The following is a 17076-nucleotide window of genomic DNA, read 5'->3' on the forward strand; positions in this document are numbered from 1 at the left end:
ATATGCAAACCGATATGACCATCGCTAAAAAAAGCAACCGCCCCAAAGGGTTAGATTACAAACAACTCTACGATTTGGGTATGGCTCGCATACGCAGCTTATGTAGCGAAAAGTGGACAGATTACAACACCCACGACCCAGGTATTACCCTATTAGAAACACTGTGTTACGCCATTACCGATATGAGTTATCGGGCGCAGATGCCGGTAAAAGATTTATTGGCAAGCGAGCATAACAATATAGAAAGTATGCGACAGCAGTTTTTTACTGCGCGACAAATTCTGCCAGCCAAAGCGCTTACAAGTCTAGATTATAGAAAACTGCTTATCGACTTGCCCGGCGTTCAAAATGCGTGGCTGCAAAAAGCAGAGCAACTCTACTTTTTAAATAAACCTCTGAAAAAATTAGAGACGGAGCACCCCGGTACACCAGGGGTAGAAGAAGTGTCTCTCTCTGGCTTATACAACATACTTATCGATTATGTGCCTGGCAAAACACAGCCGCAGAAGCAAGCCATACTCAAGGCGGTGGATGAGCGGCTGCAAGCTAACCGCAACCTGTGTGAAGACTTTGTATCCATCGATGAAGTAGATACACAGCCATTTATTTTGTGTGGCGAAATAGATTTAAGGTCGGATGCAGATATTAACGAAGTGTACGCACAAGTTTTATACCAAGTTCAACAATATCTGGCTCCAGTAGTTAAAAACTATACGCTCGAAGAGATGCTGGCTAAACAAGATGCCAATGGCAATGCATATTCCGTAGACGATATCTTTGACGGGCCGCTACTCGATTGCGGCTTTATAGATACGCAAGAGCTAGCGCAAGCCGAGTTGCGCACAGATATTCGCCTGTCGGATATTATTAATATTATTGTCGATATTCCAGGCGTAGTGGCCGTAAGGGATTTAATAATAAACCCAGTTGGTACAGAGCAAGTGCTTGCAAATAAATGGTTGCAAAGTGTGGCTTTGGGTAAAAAACCAGTATTAGATAACGAAAAAACAAGGCTTATATTCTACAAGCGTGGTATGCCCATAAGCGCAAGTAAAACAGCGGCAATCGCGCAGGCGCAATTGTTGGTAGATGCGCAACTTAGCAAGCTAGAAACCCCTGTGGAATATGACTTTGATATACCCATTGGCCGCTATCGCGCCGGTGGTGCCTATCATTCATTACAACACCACTTACCAGAAGTTTACGGGTTAAGTGATGTAGGGTTACCGCCCAATGCAACCGCGCAACGCAAGGCTCAGGCATTACAGCTGAAAGGCTATTTGCTCTTTTTTGAGCAATTACTTGCTAACTACTTGGCACAACTAAGCCATGTGCGCGATATTTTTTCTAGTGATGCGAGTAAGAGTCGTACTAACTTTTATCAAGCAGTTACCGACTTTGCAGATTGGCAAAAAGTCTATGCCCATGCAGACCCAGAGCAGGCAATGCTCGCCACCATAGATGACAGCGCACGGGGCGTGACCAGAAAAAACATGTTCCTCGATAACCTTATTGCGCGCTTTGCCGAAGAATTTAGTGAGTTTGCCAACGTAATGTACGGGGCCTTTGGGGCGTCGCCTATGGCGTTAATTCACTATAAGTGTGACTTTATCAATGCTTACCCTTCTATTAGTGCCGCGCGCGGCCTGGGTTACAACCAGAGCCTCACCCAGCTTACAGACATATGGAATAGCAATAATATTTCTGGCATGGAGCAGCGTTTGTGCAAATTGCTGGGCATAGCAAATGCAACTCGCAGAAACTTAAGCGATGTGGCTTACGACATTTATGCCGAACTTGACGCAACACCAGATGACGAGTTTCGTTTTCGTATTCGCGATAAAGTGAGTGGACATATTCTGCTAAGCAGCAGCACCAAATATGTAACGCAGGCCGATGCGCAGGCAGAAATGCGCCGAGCCATAATGTTTGGCAAGCTACATGCTAGCTACCAAATTAAGCAGGCAAGTAATGGTAAGTATTATTTTAATATTGTGGATGATACCGAGGAAGTCATCGCCAGACGCATAGAGTACTTTACTAGCCAAAGTGAACTCGAAGCCGCCATAGCCGAAGTGGTTGCCTATTTAAATAGTGCGTATAGCGATGAAGGCATGTACCTCATAGAAAATATGCTATTGCGCCCACTGCAAGAAGATGATCCCTTCTTACCCGTATGTGTTGATGTTAACTGCGAAGAGTGCGCCGATCACGACCCTTATTCGTATCGCATTCATATTATATTGCCGGCTTTTGGCAGCCGTTTTAGCAATATGGATTTTAGGCGCTACGCCGAAAGCCTAATTCGCAGTGAGGTACCTGCGCATATACTGCCCAAAATATGCTGGGTAAACAAAGACGACATGGCCACCTTAGAAAAACTTTATCAAGACTGGCTAAAACTGAAGCATGGCCGCACCAGCGCGCAGCGCACCAAAAAGCTTACAGATTTTATACGCGCACTATATGCGGCAAAAAATGTATATCCAGGAGAGCGATTACACGATTGTGATGCCGACGAAGAAAAAAATAGATTCGTATTAGGGCGCACAGTAATTGGTTCCGTTGCAAACAACGCACAAGCTAGTGAACCAGAACCAGAACCAGAACCAGAACCAGAACCAGAACCAGAACCAGAACCAGAACCAGAACCAGAACCAGAACCAGAACCAGAACCGCCTTTAAATTAAAACCATGAACCGCCTTTAGATTAAACCAAGAATCAACTATTGATTGTTAAAGCGCACCGCCCAAGAGGTGAAGGAATATGACCAGCCTACATACCAGTCTCGCGGAAATTTCAAGCGAGTATACAATATTTGAAAAAGACCAAATACTTACAGAAGATCAACTCAACAGTGTTACCCAGTATTTGGATGATCAAGATAGGCTAAGCAGAATCCATTTAACTGGCGTAGGACTAGTGTGCGGGCTTAATGTGCGACGCAGTGGCAATACAATTTCTCTTACCCAAGGGTTGGGAATTACAACCGATGGCGATTTAGTGCAACTGGCCAGTAATAAATCTTTTAATCGCTTTAAAGCTTATAGCTCAGAGGCACCCAAGTACCCCCCATTTTTTGACGAAAATGACAATCGTGTTGCGCTATTTGAACTTGTAGAAACCGGCGTAACCGATGTGTTAGCGCAACCGCTGGCGAACTTTCAAACTACATCGGGTATTAACTTTAATAATGCAACAGCGTTACTTCTTGTAGAAAGTTACGTAAAAGATCACGATTTATGCAGCGGTACAGATTGTGATAATCACAGCCAGCAGTATGTTAGCCAATTAAAATTACTGCTTTTATCCTCTACAGATGCCGAATCTTTAGCTACAGTTCTACCAACAGCGCAAAGTGCGGCCAAGGCGTTACAGCTGCTATGGGCAGATAGAGTAAAAATAACCCCCTCGTTAAATACTCGTAGCGAGTGGAACGAAGCATTTGCAACGGCTATTAAACAAACCCAAGCGCGTATACAAAAAGAATTGCCTACCCTTTGGTCGAATTGCGGCTTTTTATTCGATAAATATTTTGATAACGACCCAACAACAGCATGGAGCGCCAACTTAAGCGATTTGGCTGCACGCTTTGTAAATACCAATACGCACCTGCAGTACTACAATGCATTCTTAACGGATATTATTCATTGCTGGAACGAGTTGATCGAGCTTTTAATTACTCAAACTAGCTGGTGTGTACCGCAAGTGTCGGGGTTTCCAAAGCATTTGTTGCTTGGTGATGTCGTTGCTGCAAATGGCAGCTCGGATAACAACACTAATAGCAATGAAAACGACTCTGCGGCAAATAACCTAAGCCGGCGAACCGCGTTTTACCCTGCAGTAGCCAATGGTTTATCCAATACCCTAGACGAAGCTGCATTTTTAATTCATAAAATATCTGCACTTATAGAAAGTTTTGCACCAGCCACTGCCAATACGCTACGGGTTACCCCTAGTTATGCGGCAGGCGGCTTACAAGAAAAAGCCATTCCTTGTTATTACAATGCCACTACTGGTGGCAGCTTGCCAAAATATTGGAACTATAAACTCTATCAATTAGGTAAATCAGCATATAGCTATGGTTATAAAGCGAACAGCTACGGTGCGCAGGGCCCAGCTTCGTCGCCACTTAACGCAGAATTTAATCAATACGACTTTTTTCGAGTAGAGGGCCACTTTGGCCAGCCCTTTGAAACCGTTTATGCCAGTGTAGAAAAGCTTATAGCCGATAATAATTTACCCTTTAGTATTTACGGAGTACTGCTTGACGGCGATAAAACAAAATTGCGGGGTAAGCGTGGCAAAGGTTTTACCGATTTAGATCGGCTGCATCGGTTAGCGCGAGCAGATCTTACCTATCGAATAGAAGATGTAAAGCAAGTAGGCAATAACTTCAAATCAAATATATTTCAATCGGTAGACGCGGGTCTTATTCGCAATGATGCCGCCGGTAGCGATGCCCCTGCAGTTAAAGAAATTGCCTCAGCTAAAAACACAGCGCTTACGGGTAAAACCAATGCGGCATTAAGTAAGCTTAATAAAAGCTATATTGAATTTAAAAAAGATAAAAGCTGGCTAGATGATGTAGAAGAAATTAAAAGTATTGCCGGGCAGTTTAAAGCCGATTTATCGAAAGTAACGGCCACCCCCCATGCCACTGCGTTCGATGGCATGATAGTAGGCACCGCGCCAGATTGGATTAACTGGCTTGATATTTTAATAGACGATAAAAATGATAAAGCCGACGACGCACGGGTTATAACCAATTTTGTAAAAGTACACCCCGGACTGCAACCTGCTTGTGGTGTTGTAAGAGGGGGCACCTTGGTGCTGGTATACGATAGTAACGGCAATGTGGTTGGCGATTTAATGTTGAGCCACCATGTGGAAGATGCTCAAGATGAGCCCAGTGAGCCACCGCTAGTGCGTCCGCGTCCCCCCATTACTACCGATATTATTCCTGGCATTAAAATTATCCCATCCTTCGATCATTTACTTATCGATAAGCTCAATATATTTAAAGCTGATTTTGATAAAGAAATTCAATTTAAATTCGACGCTACGACGTTTTATGGCGAGGCGATGAAAGAGTCGCTCACCATTGTAAAAGATATGTATCGCATGGATGCCAATGCTGCGGTAGGTAAAGAGGCAGCTCTAGCCGATGGTTATTTGGATGCAAAAAAAGGAATAATTGAAAGTAAAGGTAAGTACATCTCTTACTTGGATCGAGAGTTAGAAAAAACAACTCTTCCACCGCAAGAGCGCGATGAGCTGGTGAAGATTAAAGAGTCGGTACAAGAAGACTTAGCAAATGAAATAACAGAAACCGCCAAATACATAGAAAATACCAATAAACCTGTTACCCAAGGATCTGATAGCGCCAAGGTTCTAGTAACCATGGAAACTACTTCGCTTGCAATTGCGGGTAATACTAAAGCCGAGGGTGTGCTAAAAACGGGGCTGGCCGGTGTGGGTACAAGTACTAACGTCCCACCAGAATTTGCTGGTGCTATAGGGCGCATTACTGGCAGGTTTTAATTATGGCGCAATCGCACACGTTAAAGCCGAACCATAGAATAGGGCGGTTAGCTGTTCGGCTAAACACCAATAACACGCAGCAAGCACTTGGTGCTCGCTTACTTTTGCGTGAGCGTATTAACGAACTCGCCGACGAATTAACCGAGCAGCTAGACGCTATTGCAGGCGAGCATGATTGGGTGCACATACCTGCGCTGGCTATATCGATAAAGCAATCGGAGTTAAATGTTGAAAATATATTCGATCAAATAAAAACTCAGTTATTACTGGCTGTTAAAGAGGTAGTTGAAAACAAGCAAGTGGTCGATGCCCAACATAATCAGGCAGGCCCATTCACAATCGATGACGTAGAGCTGAACGCAAACCAGTCAAGTGCGCCTTACCTGACGGGGCTTTCGCAAAACAAGCGATTAGCGCTTTACTTGCAACACTATTTGGTAACCGGTTCGCTGCCTTGGCACGTCGATTCTTTGTCGAGTGTAGAGCACCAGTGGCAGCAACTATTTGAATCACCAGAATATAACAATCTGGCAAGCGTGTTTAAACCGGTTAACTTTACCCAATGGTTACGTTTCGCCGTGTTATTGAATACCCAGCAGCTTACCAACTATTTAAATGAGTGGCAGTCGGGTTCGGGTGTTTCACTGCAGCAAGCTAAATTGGTGCAAAGTTTAATTAATTTGTTGCCGGTAGCCCGCGCCAGTTTAGTAATGCCTGAGCATGTTTTAGTGGCATTGCTCGGTATTATTACTACCCCCAATATTGCTGAGCACGAGCTTAATCTTACACCTTGGTTAGCGTCTTTTATCAAGCATTCTATGCGCTCTTTTTTAATAGATGAGGGGCGAGCGCCTACTGCAATTGTTGAACTGTTAGAAGAACGTCTAAGCGAAAAGCTACCTAAGCATTGGTTTGTAGCGCCCGAGAGTAGTTCGTCGGTAAAACAAATTGATACTGCTCGTGAATTAGAGAGCAATGTAATCCCTATTTCGCAGGCTAAAACGCAAGCTGTTAACGTAAACGACACGCAACAAGAAAAGCCAGCAACGCGCACACAATGGGCTGGTTTAGTATTACTTTTTCCTTATCTGCCAAGGTTATTTAATGCCTGCAATATAGTGTTGGATGAAAAGCGTATTGCAGTTAACCAGTTGCCGCAGGCTGCTCGTTTATTGGCGTACCTTGCCCAGGGCAATAATTTTTGCCACGAATACCAGTTAGGTACCATCAAGCTTTTACTTGGCTTACCGCTAGATGCAGCCCTGCCGCTAGAAAACATCCCTTTAACTACGGCAGAAATAGAGCAGTGTGAAAGTTTGTTAGCTAGCTTTATTAACCATTGGGCTGCGATTAAAAATACCTCGATAGATGGCGTTCGCAGTGCGTTTTTACAGCGCGAAGGGTATGCAAAGTTAACCGATCAAGGTTGGTCTATTTATATAGAACGCAATGGCTATGATGCATTGTTAGATCAACTTCCTTTTAGTCTTTCAGTGGTGAAACTACCGTGGATGAAACATGCACTTCAGATAGAGTGGTAGATGCAGCAGAGCAAAATGCAGCGGTTATAGAAGCTGAGCTAAGCTGGTTTATGGCGTTGTTAGATGCGCGTCTGCAAGCCTATTTTCATCAAGGAGAAGAGCTACTGCATTTTCGCTTTGATGCCTTTCCTCCGCCCGCGCTGGCCCAACCCAATACGCGGTATGCGCAACTCGTGCTAGAGCATGGGTTGGTTGCCGAAGAAAGGCTATTGTTAGTGCTGGCACTTATTCCAAGTATTTGCCCGCAGTTACTCGATGTACTGTTTAGTAAAAACCCCAATACAGATCGAGGTTACTCAGAGTTTGGCGGTTTGCAAGGGCAAGTGCACAGTGGGTTTATTCCAACCGTTGAAACTGCGCTGTTTATTATTGCTGGCGATAACATTTCCCAACGTTTTAAAACTATGCGATTTATAGAAACCGGCTCGGCCCTATTGGCGAGCGGCATAGTGCAATGTATTAACCACAACCCACACGAACCTTGGACAACTAACGGGCTTTTTATTGCCAAAGATGTGGTCGACTCGCTAACTTCAGGCCAAGAATACAAACCCGGTTACAGCCAAGAGTTTCCCGCAAGACGCATAACCACAAACCTAGATTGGCACCACTTGGTTTTGCCTGCAACCGTCATGGAACAGCTAGAAGAGATAAAACACTGGGTAAAGCATGGCGAAGCGCTTATGCAAGATTGGGGTATGGCTGGCAAGCTAAGCCCTGGGTTTACCACTTTGTTTTATGGCCCGCCAGGCACAGGTAAGACTTTGTCTTCATGTTTGCTTGGCAATTATTGTCAACGTGATGTGTATAAAATTGATTTGAGTTTAATGGTATCTAAGTACATAGGCGAAACCGAAAAAAACCTAGCGCGCATATTTGATACAGCACAGAGTAGAAACTGGATTTTGTTTTTTGATGAGGCCGATGCGCTATTTGGTAAGCGCACAAAAGTGGATGACTCGCATGACCGTTACGCCAACCAAGAAGTGAGTTACCTGCTACAGCGCATAGAAGACTTTGATGGTGTAGTTATTCTGGCTACCAATTTTAAAAGTAATATCGACGACGCGTTTATTCGTCGCTTTCAGTCTGTTATTCAATTTCCACTACCATCAGTTGCCGAGCGGATAAAAATTTGGCAAAAGGCGTTTTCGAACAAAGTAGAGTTAGCAGAAGACGTGAACTTAATTGCCATTGCAGAGAAGTACGATATATCTGGTGGCACTATTATGAATGTGGTGCGCTTTAGCAGCCTGCGCGCGCTTAGTCGAGATTCCAAAACCATTATTAAAGACGATATAGAAGAGGGGGTTCGCAGGGAATTTATTAAAGAGGGTAAACGCATTTGAGCAAGGTGCAGAAGTCTAAGTCGGCAACGCGCAGCACAGAATCCTCAGTGCAAACGGCGATGCGATCTGCAGCCACCAGCGCTGGCGCGCCCTTGCGCCTACAGGCCGCCGGAGCAAAGGTATCCTCGCCTCACGACCCAGAGGAAAAAGAAGCGGATAACACTGCCGATAAAGTAATGCGCATGGCCGTGCCAGACAGCCAAATTGCCAAGGTGCCAACTAACACAGGTGGTGTATTTAGAAAGCTTTTTAGGCGCCCTGCTAAACCCAACAATGAAGAAAAAATAAGCCGTAAAGCACCTAACGAAGAACCGCAGCTTAAAGAAGATAAAGAGCTTCAGCGCAAAGAAGATAGAGAGCTTCAGCGGACGGAGGATAAAGAGCTTCAGCGAAAAGGAGATAGAGAGCTTCAGCGTGCGGAGGATAAAGAGCTTCAGCGCAAAGAAAATGAAGAGCTTCAGCGTAAGGAAGATAAAGAGCTTCAACGAAAAGAAGATGAAAATCTTCAGCGTAAGGAAGATAAAGAACTCCAGCGCAAAGAAGAGGACATACAACGCGCCTCTCAGCCCGACAAAGAATTAGCGCGCAAACCAGAGCAGGAACAAGAACCCAAAATAGCGCGCAAACCGCAGGTTGAAGAACAACAATTACAGCGCAAAGCACACGAGCAACAAGAAGAGATTCAGCGCAAGGCAGAGGGAAGCCCCGATGCAGGAAGTAACGTAACCGCCGAAATACGCAGCGCAATGGCTGGTGGTGACCCATTGCCGCTTTCCGTAAGGCGGTTTATGGAACCCAGATTTAATGCCGACTTTAGCAATGTAAAAGTGCACAGCAATACCCAGTCTGCCAATTTAAATAAAAAGGTGAGCGCTAAAGCGTTTGCGGTTAAAAATCATATTTTCTTTGGTAAAGATCAATACCAACCCGAGTCCGACGAGGGCAAACATTTACTCGCTCACGAGCTAACACATACTATTCAACAGGGCGCCGCAAGCCAAGGGGATGGCGCTAATCAGGGCGGCGGTGCAAACGTGCAACGCACCGTCGAAGACGAAGTGCAGCGTAAAGTTGCGGTAAATCAACGCACCGCCCCCAAGGTGCAACGCCTAGGCGTGCGCGATGCGCTCGATTATTTTGCCGATCATGCCAACCACATTCCCGGCTTTCGCATGTTTACTATTGTACTGGGTGTAAACCCGATTAATATGCGCAGTGTAGATAGAACCCCAGCGAATATTCTGCGTGCAGTGGTAGAGTTTATGCCTGGCGGTGCTTTCATTACCCGCGCGTTAGATAATCACGGCGTATTCGAGCGAGTGGGCAATTGGGTGTCGCAGCAATTGCGCAGTTTGGCCATAACTGGCTCGCTTATTAGGTCTTCAATTAATCGGTTTTTAGATTCCCTAAGCTGGCGCGATATATTTAATTTAAGCGGCGTTTGGCAGCGCGCAAAACGCATATTTACTGAGCCTATAGATCGCATAAAAAGTTTTGTGCGCGGTTTAGTCAATGGCATTATTCAGTTTGTAAAAGATGCGATTCTTATGCCCCTAGCGCGGCTAGCATCGCGCACCCGAGGTTGGGATTTACTGTGCGCCGTACTACAGCGCAACCCCATTACCGGTGAACCCGTAGCGCGTAATGCCGAAAACTTAATTGGCGGCTTTATGACGTTAATTGGCCAGCAAGAAGTGTGGCAAAACATAAAGCGGGCAAATGCTATTGGGCGCGCGTGGGTGTGGTTCCAAGGTGCGCTCGCGGGGTTGCTCGGTTTTGTTCGCTCTATTCCTAGTTTATTTGTAAATGCATTTCGCGCCTTAGGTATTCGCGATTTACTCGATGTGCCCGGCGCGTTTATGCGTGTGGCACGCGTATTTGGCAGCTTTATAGGTCGCTTTTTTAGTTGGGCTGGCGGCACGGTAATGAACTTGCTGCAAATTATTTTTGAGGTGGTTGCCCCTGGGGCTATGCCGTATTTGCGCCGCGCTGGTGGCGCATTCCGCTCTATTATCCGCAACCCTATAGGTTTTATTCGCAACCTTGTTAATGCCGGCAAAATGGGCTTTAGGCGTTTTGCTACTAACTTTTTAACCCACTTGCGTACCTCTTTGGTTAACTGGCTTACAGGCACGCTAGGCGGCACGGGTGTGTATATCCCGCAGGCGTTTACCCCGCGTGAGCTAATAAAATTTGTATTAAGTGTACTGGGCTTAACCTGGCAAAACGTGCGTACCAAGCTTGTGCGGGCGGTTGGTGAGCGGGCGGTTACGGCCATGGAAACAGGGTTTGAATTGGTGCGCACCCTTATTACCGAAGGCCCCGCTGCTGCGTGGCAAAAAATATCAGAGGGGCTTACCAATCTGCGTGAAATGGTTATAGAGCAAATAATGAGTTTTGTGCGCAGCAGAATTATTCAAGCCGCCGTAACGCGTTTGCTTTCTATGTTGTCACCAGCGGGAGCGTTTATTCAGGCGATTATTGGTATTTACAATACCGTTATGTTTTTTGTCGAGCGTTTGCGCACCATTATTCAAGTGGGTATGTCGTTTGTTAACTCTATAATGGCAATAGCCGCCGGCAGAATTACCGCCGCTGCCGTGCGAGTAGAGCGCACAATGGCAGGCATGCTTACCTTAATGATTAGCTTTCTTGCGCGCATTGCCGGATTAGGGCGCGTGGCGACAGTGGTTACTCAACTTATTAACCGCGTGCGGGCACCGGTGGATAGAGCGTTAGATAGAGTGGTTGCTTGGATAGTGGCGCAAGCGCGCAGGTTAGGGCGATTTATTCTGCAAGCGGGTGTGCCGCAAGACCCGCAACAGCGTGCAGTGCAAGGTATGAACGCCGCCGTTGCCGTTGTAAACCGCTTGCCGGGTAATCGAATTGGCGAAGCGGTTATCCACCCTGCACTGCGAGCAATAAAGGCGCGCTATGGGTTTAGTTTATTGCAGCCAGAATTGCGAGGGGGGCGCTGGTGGGTTATAGGTGAAATGAGCCCCAGACGCGCACAACAAACACAAAAAACATCTACTTCTGCACCCGCTGCCGCTGCGGCCTCAGCCCTGCCAGACCAAGTGGATATACTTAACGCCAGCAATGCTATTTTAATTCGCAATTATTCGCGCTCTGCGCGCACCGGTACATTTCAAGCGGCGATATTTTCTAGTGCTGCAAATTTAAGTAAGTTACGCCACGCCCCTCAAGCGGGGCAAACAGGCCCACAAACGGTACCGGCGCCAGCGCCTACAAATGTAGATTACACAATAAGAGCAGCGAATAGCCTATACGGCCCGCCCTCCGCCTTCCAAGCCGTGGACCGCAGCGACCCAGACGAAGCGGCCAGTTATTCTCGTACGCGAGAAGCGTTTCCAGAAGTGATGCGCGAATGGTGGAAAACTGAGCCGGCAGCCGATGCCGCTAGAATTACCCAGTTAAGAAGCCTAGGGCTAGTGGACATAGACCCAAGTGGCGGCTTAATGCGCGGGGCAAGTAAGTGGAATTATATATACTCGCAATTAACCAATGCTGAAAAAAACAGATTGGCTGGGCCTGTTAATAAAGACAATATGGGTGCGCTATTGGATAGCTTCCCAGCTAGCAGACGTGACACACTTCAAACCGCTTGGAAGCAGCGCTGGGCACAAGGCACACAAATTCATCACATAAAACCGGTTAATTTCGGCGGCGATAATTCTAACTTTATTCCATTAAGTGCAGAAAAACACGTGGGCAGTACCGGCGTTCACCCGCGGTTTTGGACACCGCTTAAGCGCTTTTTAATGGGGTTACGGGGGTAAGCTGTAAGGTATACGTTCACTTCTTTTGCGCTTATCAAGTTTAGTTCTCGCGCTATTTATATTTAGTTTGTTCTGCAAGGCCCTTTCTTCATCCTATATTGTTAGCTCTTTGGTTGCTGTTGGTTACGAGCCTGCCGCACCTATGTACTCATAGGTTAGCTTGCCTATTTTGTGGCTATTGGCAGTCCCTTCGAGTCTTTGATAGCGCTTTTACTCGTGGCTAACTGCCTTTTTTGTTTTATTGACTATAAGTTGTGAAACTTTCCCTTTTTATAATAGTTGTTTAGACCATAATGCATGTGCTGTTGGGCTGTACTGTTCTATTGGGGGCGGCTTGTTAAAAAGAGTAGGCGCAATCGGGGTTTATCGAATTGCAGCTAACTTAAATAGCAAGCCGCTGGCCGCTAGAACGTGCGAAGTGAGGTGTGCGTTTAGATGTTCTTTGTTTAAAGCACGCTGCTGTCTCTCTTTTCTCATAAAAAATTATCCTCCTAAGTGTACAGAGAAGCCTAAGGCGCACGCAGGCATATGGTTGTGAAACCAATTCTGGATATGCGTTGTACTAAAAATAAAACGTCATAATCCACCTTAGCTTTTGTTTCCATATGGCTACTACTGCGTAAAAACATAACGACGAACTAAGTACAAAATTCACATTAATAGATGAATCCATATGCCTCACGTATGGGGCTTAGCTTTGCGTTATTAATCATGAATGCGAATGTAACCTCTAACCAAGGTTGCAGACACTCGCACTACTTACATATCTGAGGATAAAAATGAAAAACGTATTTAATACACAAAAAACCAAGCGGCATTGCAACTATGCCTATAACGCGAAAGCTGCCAAACCCTTCAGCCAAAAAGCACTGGTACAAAAGTGTGCGGCTGCGGCATTGTCTGTTGGCTTACTGGGGGCCGTGGGTAATGCGTATGCAATATCCTGTTCGGCAACTGCTGATACCTGGGGTGGTGGCTATGTGCTAAATGTGACCGTTACTAACGACACAAATAATGCAATTAGCAATTGGGCGCTAGCTTTAAATTACGATCAAGCTGCAGCCATAACTAATTCGTGGAACGCGAGTGTGTCTGCAAATGGCAATGTGGTTAATGCTACCAACATTGGTTGGAATGGCAATTTAGCGGCTGGCCAAAGTACAAGTTTTGGTTTGCAAGGCACCTATACCGGCAACTTTAGTTTACCTGTCTGTGTTGGCCAGGGCCAAAGCTCTTCCTCTAGTAGCAGTACTAGTAGTAGTTCGTCCAGCTCTTCGAGTTCATCCAGCAGTTCATCTTCCAGCTCTTCAAGTAGTTCTTCAAGCAGCTCTAGTAGTTCTTCATCTTCTAGCTCATCGTCTTCGTCCACCAGTTCAACTGGTGGAAGTAGTGAGTTAACCATTCAAGAAGATAATAGCGGCTTTTGCGGGGTTGATGGTTCAATCGATTCCAATAATTCAGGCTTTACCGGAAGCGGCTTCGCCAATACCGATAACGCGACAGGCAAAAGCGTAGATTGGAGTGTGAGCGTTCCTTATAGTGGCAACTATTTGCTTGAATGGCGTTACGCAAATGGTTCCGGTAATAACCGTGCTGGCGCGATTGAAGTAAATGGTAACGCTCGTGGTAATCAAAGCTTTCCTACTACAGGGGCCTGGACTAGCTGGACAACGGCAAGTGCTAACGTAAGTTTGGATGCAGGTACAAACTTAATTAGCTTGGTTGCATCTACGGGCGAAGGCTTAGGGAATATTGATTCACTTACTGTCATTGGTAACGATATTCAGACCGGCGCTTGTGATTCTACAGGGTCTAGCTCTTCCAGTAGCTCTAGTTCCTCCAGTACTTCTAGCTCAAGTTCCAGCTCCAGTTCAAGTACCAGTAGTTCTAGCAGCGGTGCGCCCATGTTACCTCAAGCTGGGAACCCCATTAATGGCAAGTTTGGCAAATATAAATCTTGGCAAAAAGGAAGCTTGTCTGCCGATAAGCAATTTGCAGACATCCTTCTATCGCACCAATATACCAATGGCGGATTTCCCAAAAACCAAGCCTACGACAGTATGGGTAGCGGTGGTAACAGTGCGGGCACAATCGACAACGATGCCACAACAACAGAGTTGTTATTCTTAGCTGATGTGTACCAGCGTACTGGTGAAACCAAATACCGAGACGGTGCGCGTAAAGCGTTAGATTTCCTTTTGGATATGCAGTATTCATCGGGCGGCTGGCCGCAATACTACCCTGTGCGCAGTGGCTACTACGAGCATGTAACATTTAACGACGATGCAATGGCGCGAGTGCTAATTGTTTTAGATAAAGCGAAACAAGGTGTGGCGCCGCTAAATGGCGATCTATTAACATCTAACCAGCGTGCGCGTTTAAGCAGTGCGGTTAATAAGGGCGTGGATTACATTCTTAAATCGCAGTGGCGTCAAAACGGAACCTTAACTGTTTGGTGTGCGCAACATGGTAAAGATGATTATCTACCTAAAAAGGCGCGTGCTTACGAGCTGGAATCGTTGAGTGGTAGCGAATCGGTATTGGTAGTTGCATTCCTTATGTCTCAACCTCAAACCCCTGAAATTAAAACGGCGGTTAAGGCTGCTATCAATTGGTTTAGAAGCCCCAATACTTACTTAGCTGGTTACACTTACGATTCATCTAGAAAAGGCGACGGCAACAGCCCCATCGTCGCGAAAAGCGGTAGTAAAATGTGGTATCGCTTCTACGACCTAAATACTAACCGTGGCTTCTTCAGTGATAGAGATAGCAGAAAAGTTTACGATATTTTAGATATTTCTACAGAGCGTAAAGATGGCTATCGTTGGGGCGGTGATTATGGCTCCGGCATCATTAGTTACGCGGAAAGCGTTGGTTACTAATCGCCAATCTTTTTAGCAGCGTTCACTAAGGCACCTCCGGGTGCCTTTTTTATATATGTAGAGCGCGAGCGAAGAGAGTCTTTTGGAGGATACAGGTGAGGGAAGTCGTTCCTGAAAAACGAGCACCACGTCACTCGGGAAGTAGAAGCTAGATTTTGAAGCCTAAGTAAAGTGCTTCAATGAAAGAAAATGAGTATACGTTTTAGTGAAATAACTTATTAATAAAATCAATAGATAATAATCGGTGTTTTTCGTTTTTATAGGCGTTTTATCAAGGTAGGGCTTTATGGATGGTAAGGCTTTTGGATTGCAGGTAGTGAGCGTAAAAGTAAGATTCTATTCTGCTCGCATCCGACTGTGTAAGCAGATGGTTATTTAGTAAAAAAATATGTGCATTTGCGGGTAGCGTATAGTGTACTGCTTGGGCAAAGTTATCGTAAAAAATAGTCTCGGCCTTTCCTGTTTCAAACAAACGGCTTACGCCATAAATTACCCTGTAGCTAATGTGCTTAGGTTGCTTCGTTATGTTTATAAAAACGGGGTTGGGGTAAAAAATATAGAGGTTTGGCACAATGGCTAAGTCTTGATTATTGGCCTTGGCTTGCTCGAGTATTTGGTCAATTTCCAGCACGCTTAAAGGTAGGCACTGAAATCGTTTTTTTTCTAGCATAAGCAATAAGCGGTCTACCGAGCTAGCTGTGATAAGCGATAAACCCGCGGCAGGGTAAATTTGCGCTTCTGCCCAGCCTACACCTTGGCCAAAACGTATTTTATTAAAACGCTCAATTGAGGAAACATTACTTAATAGAGGTATATTGCTTTTATGGGTTAAACATTGCCTTAAGCCGTGCAGCGACCTCAAAAACGGTAATAACAGCCGTTCTATATCTGCATCTAGCGTTTCTAGCTCAACCGATATACCTGCACTAAAACCTGTACTGATTTTACCGTTGGAAATTTGCCAAATGGTTCTGCTAGAAGAGAGGCCTGTATTGGATAGTTGTAAATCGTAATCGCCATAAAGTGTACGGCTTTCTTCTAAAGCAGCTTTAAGCAATGCAACTTGGTACTTGACTTGGTTGTCGCTCCAGCCATCGGTTGAGTGAGTGATTGTATCTATTGCTTTATTATTGCTTGCGGCGAACACACCTGCGCAAGCTAAATGGCTTAGTAGCAGGGGCAGAAAAAATTGTTTTATACAGCTATAAAAGCCCATCGAGGTTAGCCGCTTATAAATAAAAGTATCATCTTGTAATTCTAGCGTATAAATCATTATTAATATTGAGCTTCAGCGGCATGTAGCGCTGAGTATTAGACCGAAACCTTATATCAAATAAACGTTTTGATGCTGAAGCGAATATCTTTAATAGAAAGGCGCAAAGCTCTCGCGGTGTGATGTGCGAAAGTGGTGGAGGTGTAGTGCTTTATGGGTGGAAACAAAAAAGGCAGAGCTTTTTTGGCTCTGCCTTCATTAATTGGTGCCCAGGACGATGTGCAGGAAGCACAAGTACCGCGAAGCGCATGGATGCGCGAGAGCGGTTAGGACGTAGTACTCGTATGGGCGGAAACGAAAAAAGGCAGAGCTTTTTTGGCTCTGCCTTCATTAATTGGTGCCCAGGACGATGTGCAGGAAGCACAAGTACCGCGAAGCGCATGGATGCGCGAGAGCGGTTAGGGCGTAGTGCTCGTATGGGCGGAAATAAAAAAAGGCAGAGCTGTTTGGCTCTGTCTTCATTAATTGGTGCCCAGGACGATGTGCAGGAAGCGCAAGTACCGCGAAGCGTATGGATGCGCGAGAGCGGTTAGGACGTAGTGCTCGTATGGGCGGAAATAAAAAAGGCAGAGCTGTTTGGCTCTGCCTTCATTAATTGGTGCCCAGGACGATGTGCAGGAAGCGCAAGTACCGCGAAGCGTATGGATGCGCGAGAGCGGTTAGGACGTAGTGCTCGTATGGGCGGA

General features: G+C 45.7%; 7 protein-coding genes. 6 read left to right on the plus strand and 1 reads right to left on the minus strand.

Annotation, left to right across the window (positions count from 1 at the left end; genetic code table 11):
- The first annotated feature begins 2 nt into the window (after positions 1–2).
- The 6 genes from SDE_RS22945 to pelA all read left to right on the plus strand — a co-directional run bounded on the left by SDE_RS22945 (position 3) and on the right by pelA (position 15117).
- Positions 3–2690, plus strand: a complete 2688-nt coding sequence (locus tag SDE_RS22945) for a diguanylate cyclase (protein WP_011467528.1) — start codon at positions 3–5, stop codon at positions 2688–2690.
- Positions 2691–2767: 77 nt separating this feature from the next.
- Complete coding sequence (locus SDE_RS05495; protein WP_011467529.1) at positions 2768–5545, plus strand: hypothetical protein; 2778 nt, start codon at positions 2768–2770, stop codon at positions 5543–5545.
- A 2-nt stretch (positions 5546–5547) separates the two neighbouring features.
- Positions 5548–7086: a contractile injection system tape measure protein gene (locus SDE_RS21170; protein ID WP_011467530.1), complete on the plus strand. Its 1539-nt coding sequence runs from the start codon at positions 5548–5550 to the stop codon at positions 7084–7086.
- Positions 7053–8435: an ATP-binding protein gene (locus SDE_RS05505; protein ID WP_226986470.1), complete on the plus strand. Its 1383-nt coding sequence runs from the start codon at positions 7053–7055 to the stop codon at positions 8433–8435. Before SDE_RS21170 ends, SDE_RS05505 begins: the two co-directional genes overlap by 34 nt.
- A 5-nt stretch (positions 8436–8440) precedes the next feature.
- The gene (locus SDE_RS21175; protein ID WP_226986493.1) at positions 8441–12235 is read left to right on the plus strand and encodes an eCIS core domain-containing protein; all 3795 of its coding nucleotides are present in this window, start codon (positions 8441–8443) and stop codon (positions 12233–12235) included.
- Between the two features lie 779 nt (positions 12236–13014).
- Positions 13015–15117 (plus strand): pectate lyase, encoded by a 2103-nt coding sequence (gene pelA / locus SDE_RS05515; protein WP_011467533.1) that lies wholly within the window; start codon positions 13015–13017, stop codon positions 15115–15117.
- A gap of 271 nt (positions 15118–15388) precedes the next feature.
- Here pelA and SDE_RS05520 read toward each other — a convergent pair whose 3' ends face one another.
- Positions 15389–16390, minus strand: coding sequence for a hypothetical protein (locus tag SDE_RS05520; RefSeq protein WP_011467534.1), 1002 nt, complete (start codon positions 16388–16390; stop codon positions 15389–15391).
- Positions 16391–17076: the final 686 nt, after the last annotated feature.

This window comes from Saccharophagus degradans 2-40 (assembly GCF_000013665.1).
GTDB classification, from domain to species: Bacteria; Pseudomonadota; Gammaproteobacteria; order Pseudomonadales; family Cellvibrionaceae; genus Saccharophagus; species Saccharophagus degradans.

Excerpts from the sequence above, each read along its gene's own strand:
- SDE_RS22945 (WP_011467528.1), top strand. The coding sequence starts at position 3 with ATGCAAACCGATATGACCATCGCTAAAAAAAGCAACCGCCCCAAAGGG.
- SDE_RS05495 (WP_011467529.1), top strand. The coding sequence starts at position 2,768 with ATGACCAGCCTACATACCAGTCTCGCGGAAATTTCAAGCGAGTATACA.
- SDE_RS21170 (WP_011467530.1), top strand. The coding sequence starts at position 5,548 with ATGGCGCAATCGCACACGTTAAAGCCGAACCATAGAATAGGGCGGTTA.
- pelA (WP_011467533.1), top strand. The coding sequence starts at position 13,015 with ATGAAAAACGTATTTAATACACAAAAAACCAAGCGGCATTGCAACTAT.
- SDE_RS05520 (WP_011467534.1), bottom strand. The coding sequence starts at position 16,390 with ATGATTTATACGCTAGAATTACAAGATGATACTTTTATTTATAAGCGG.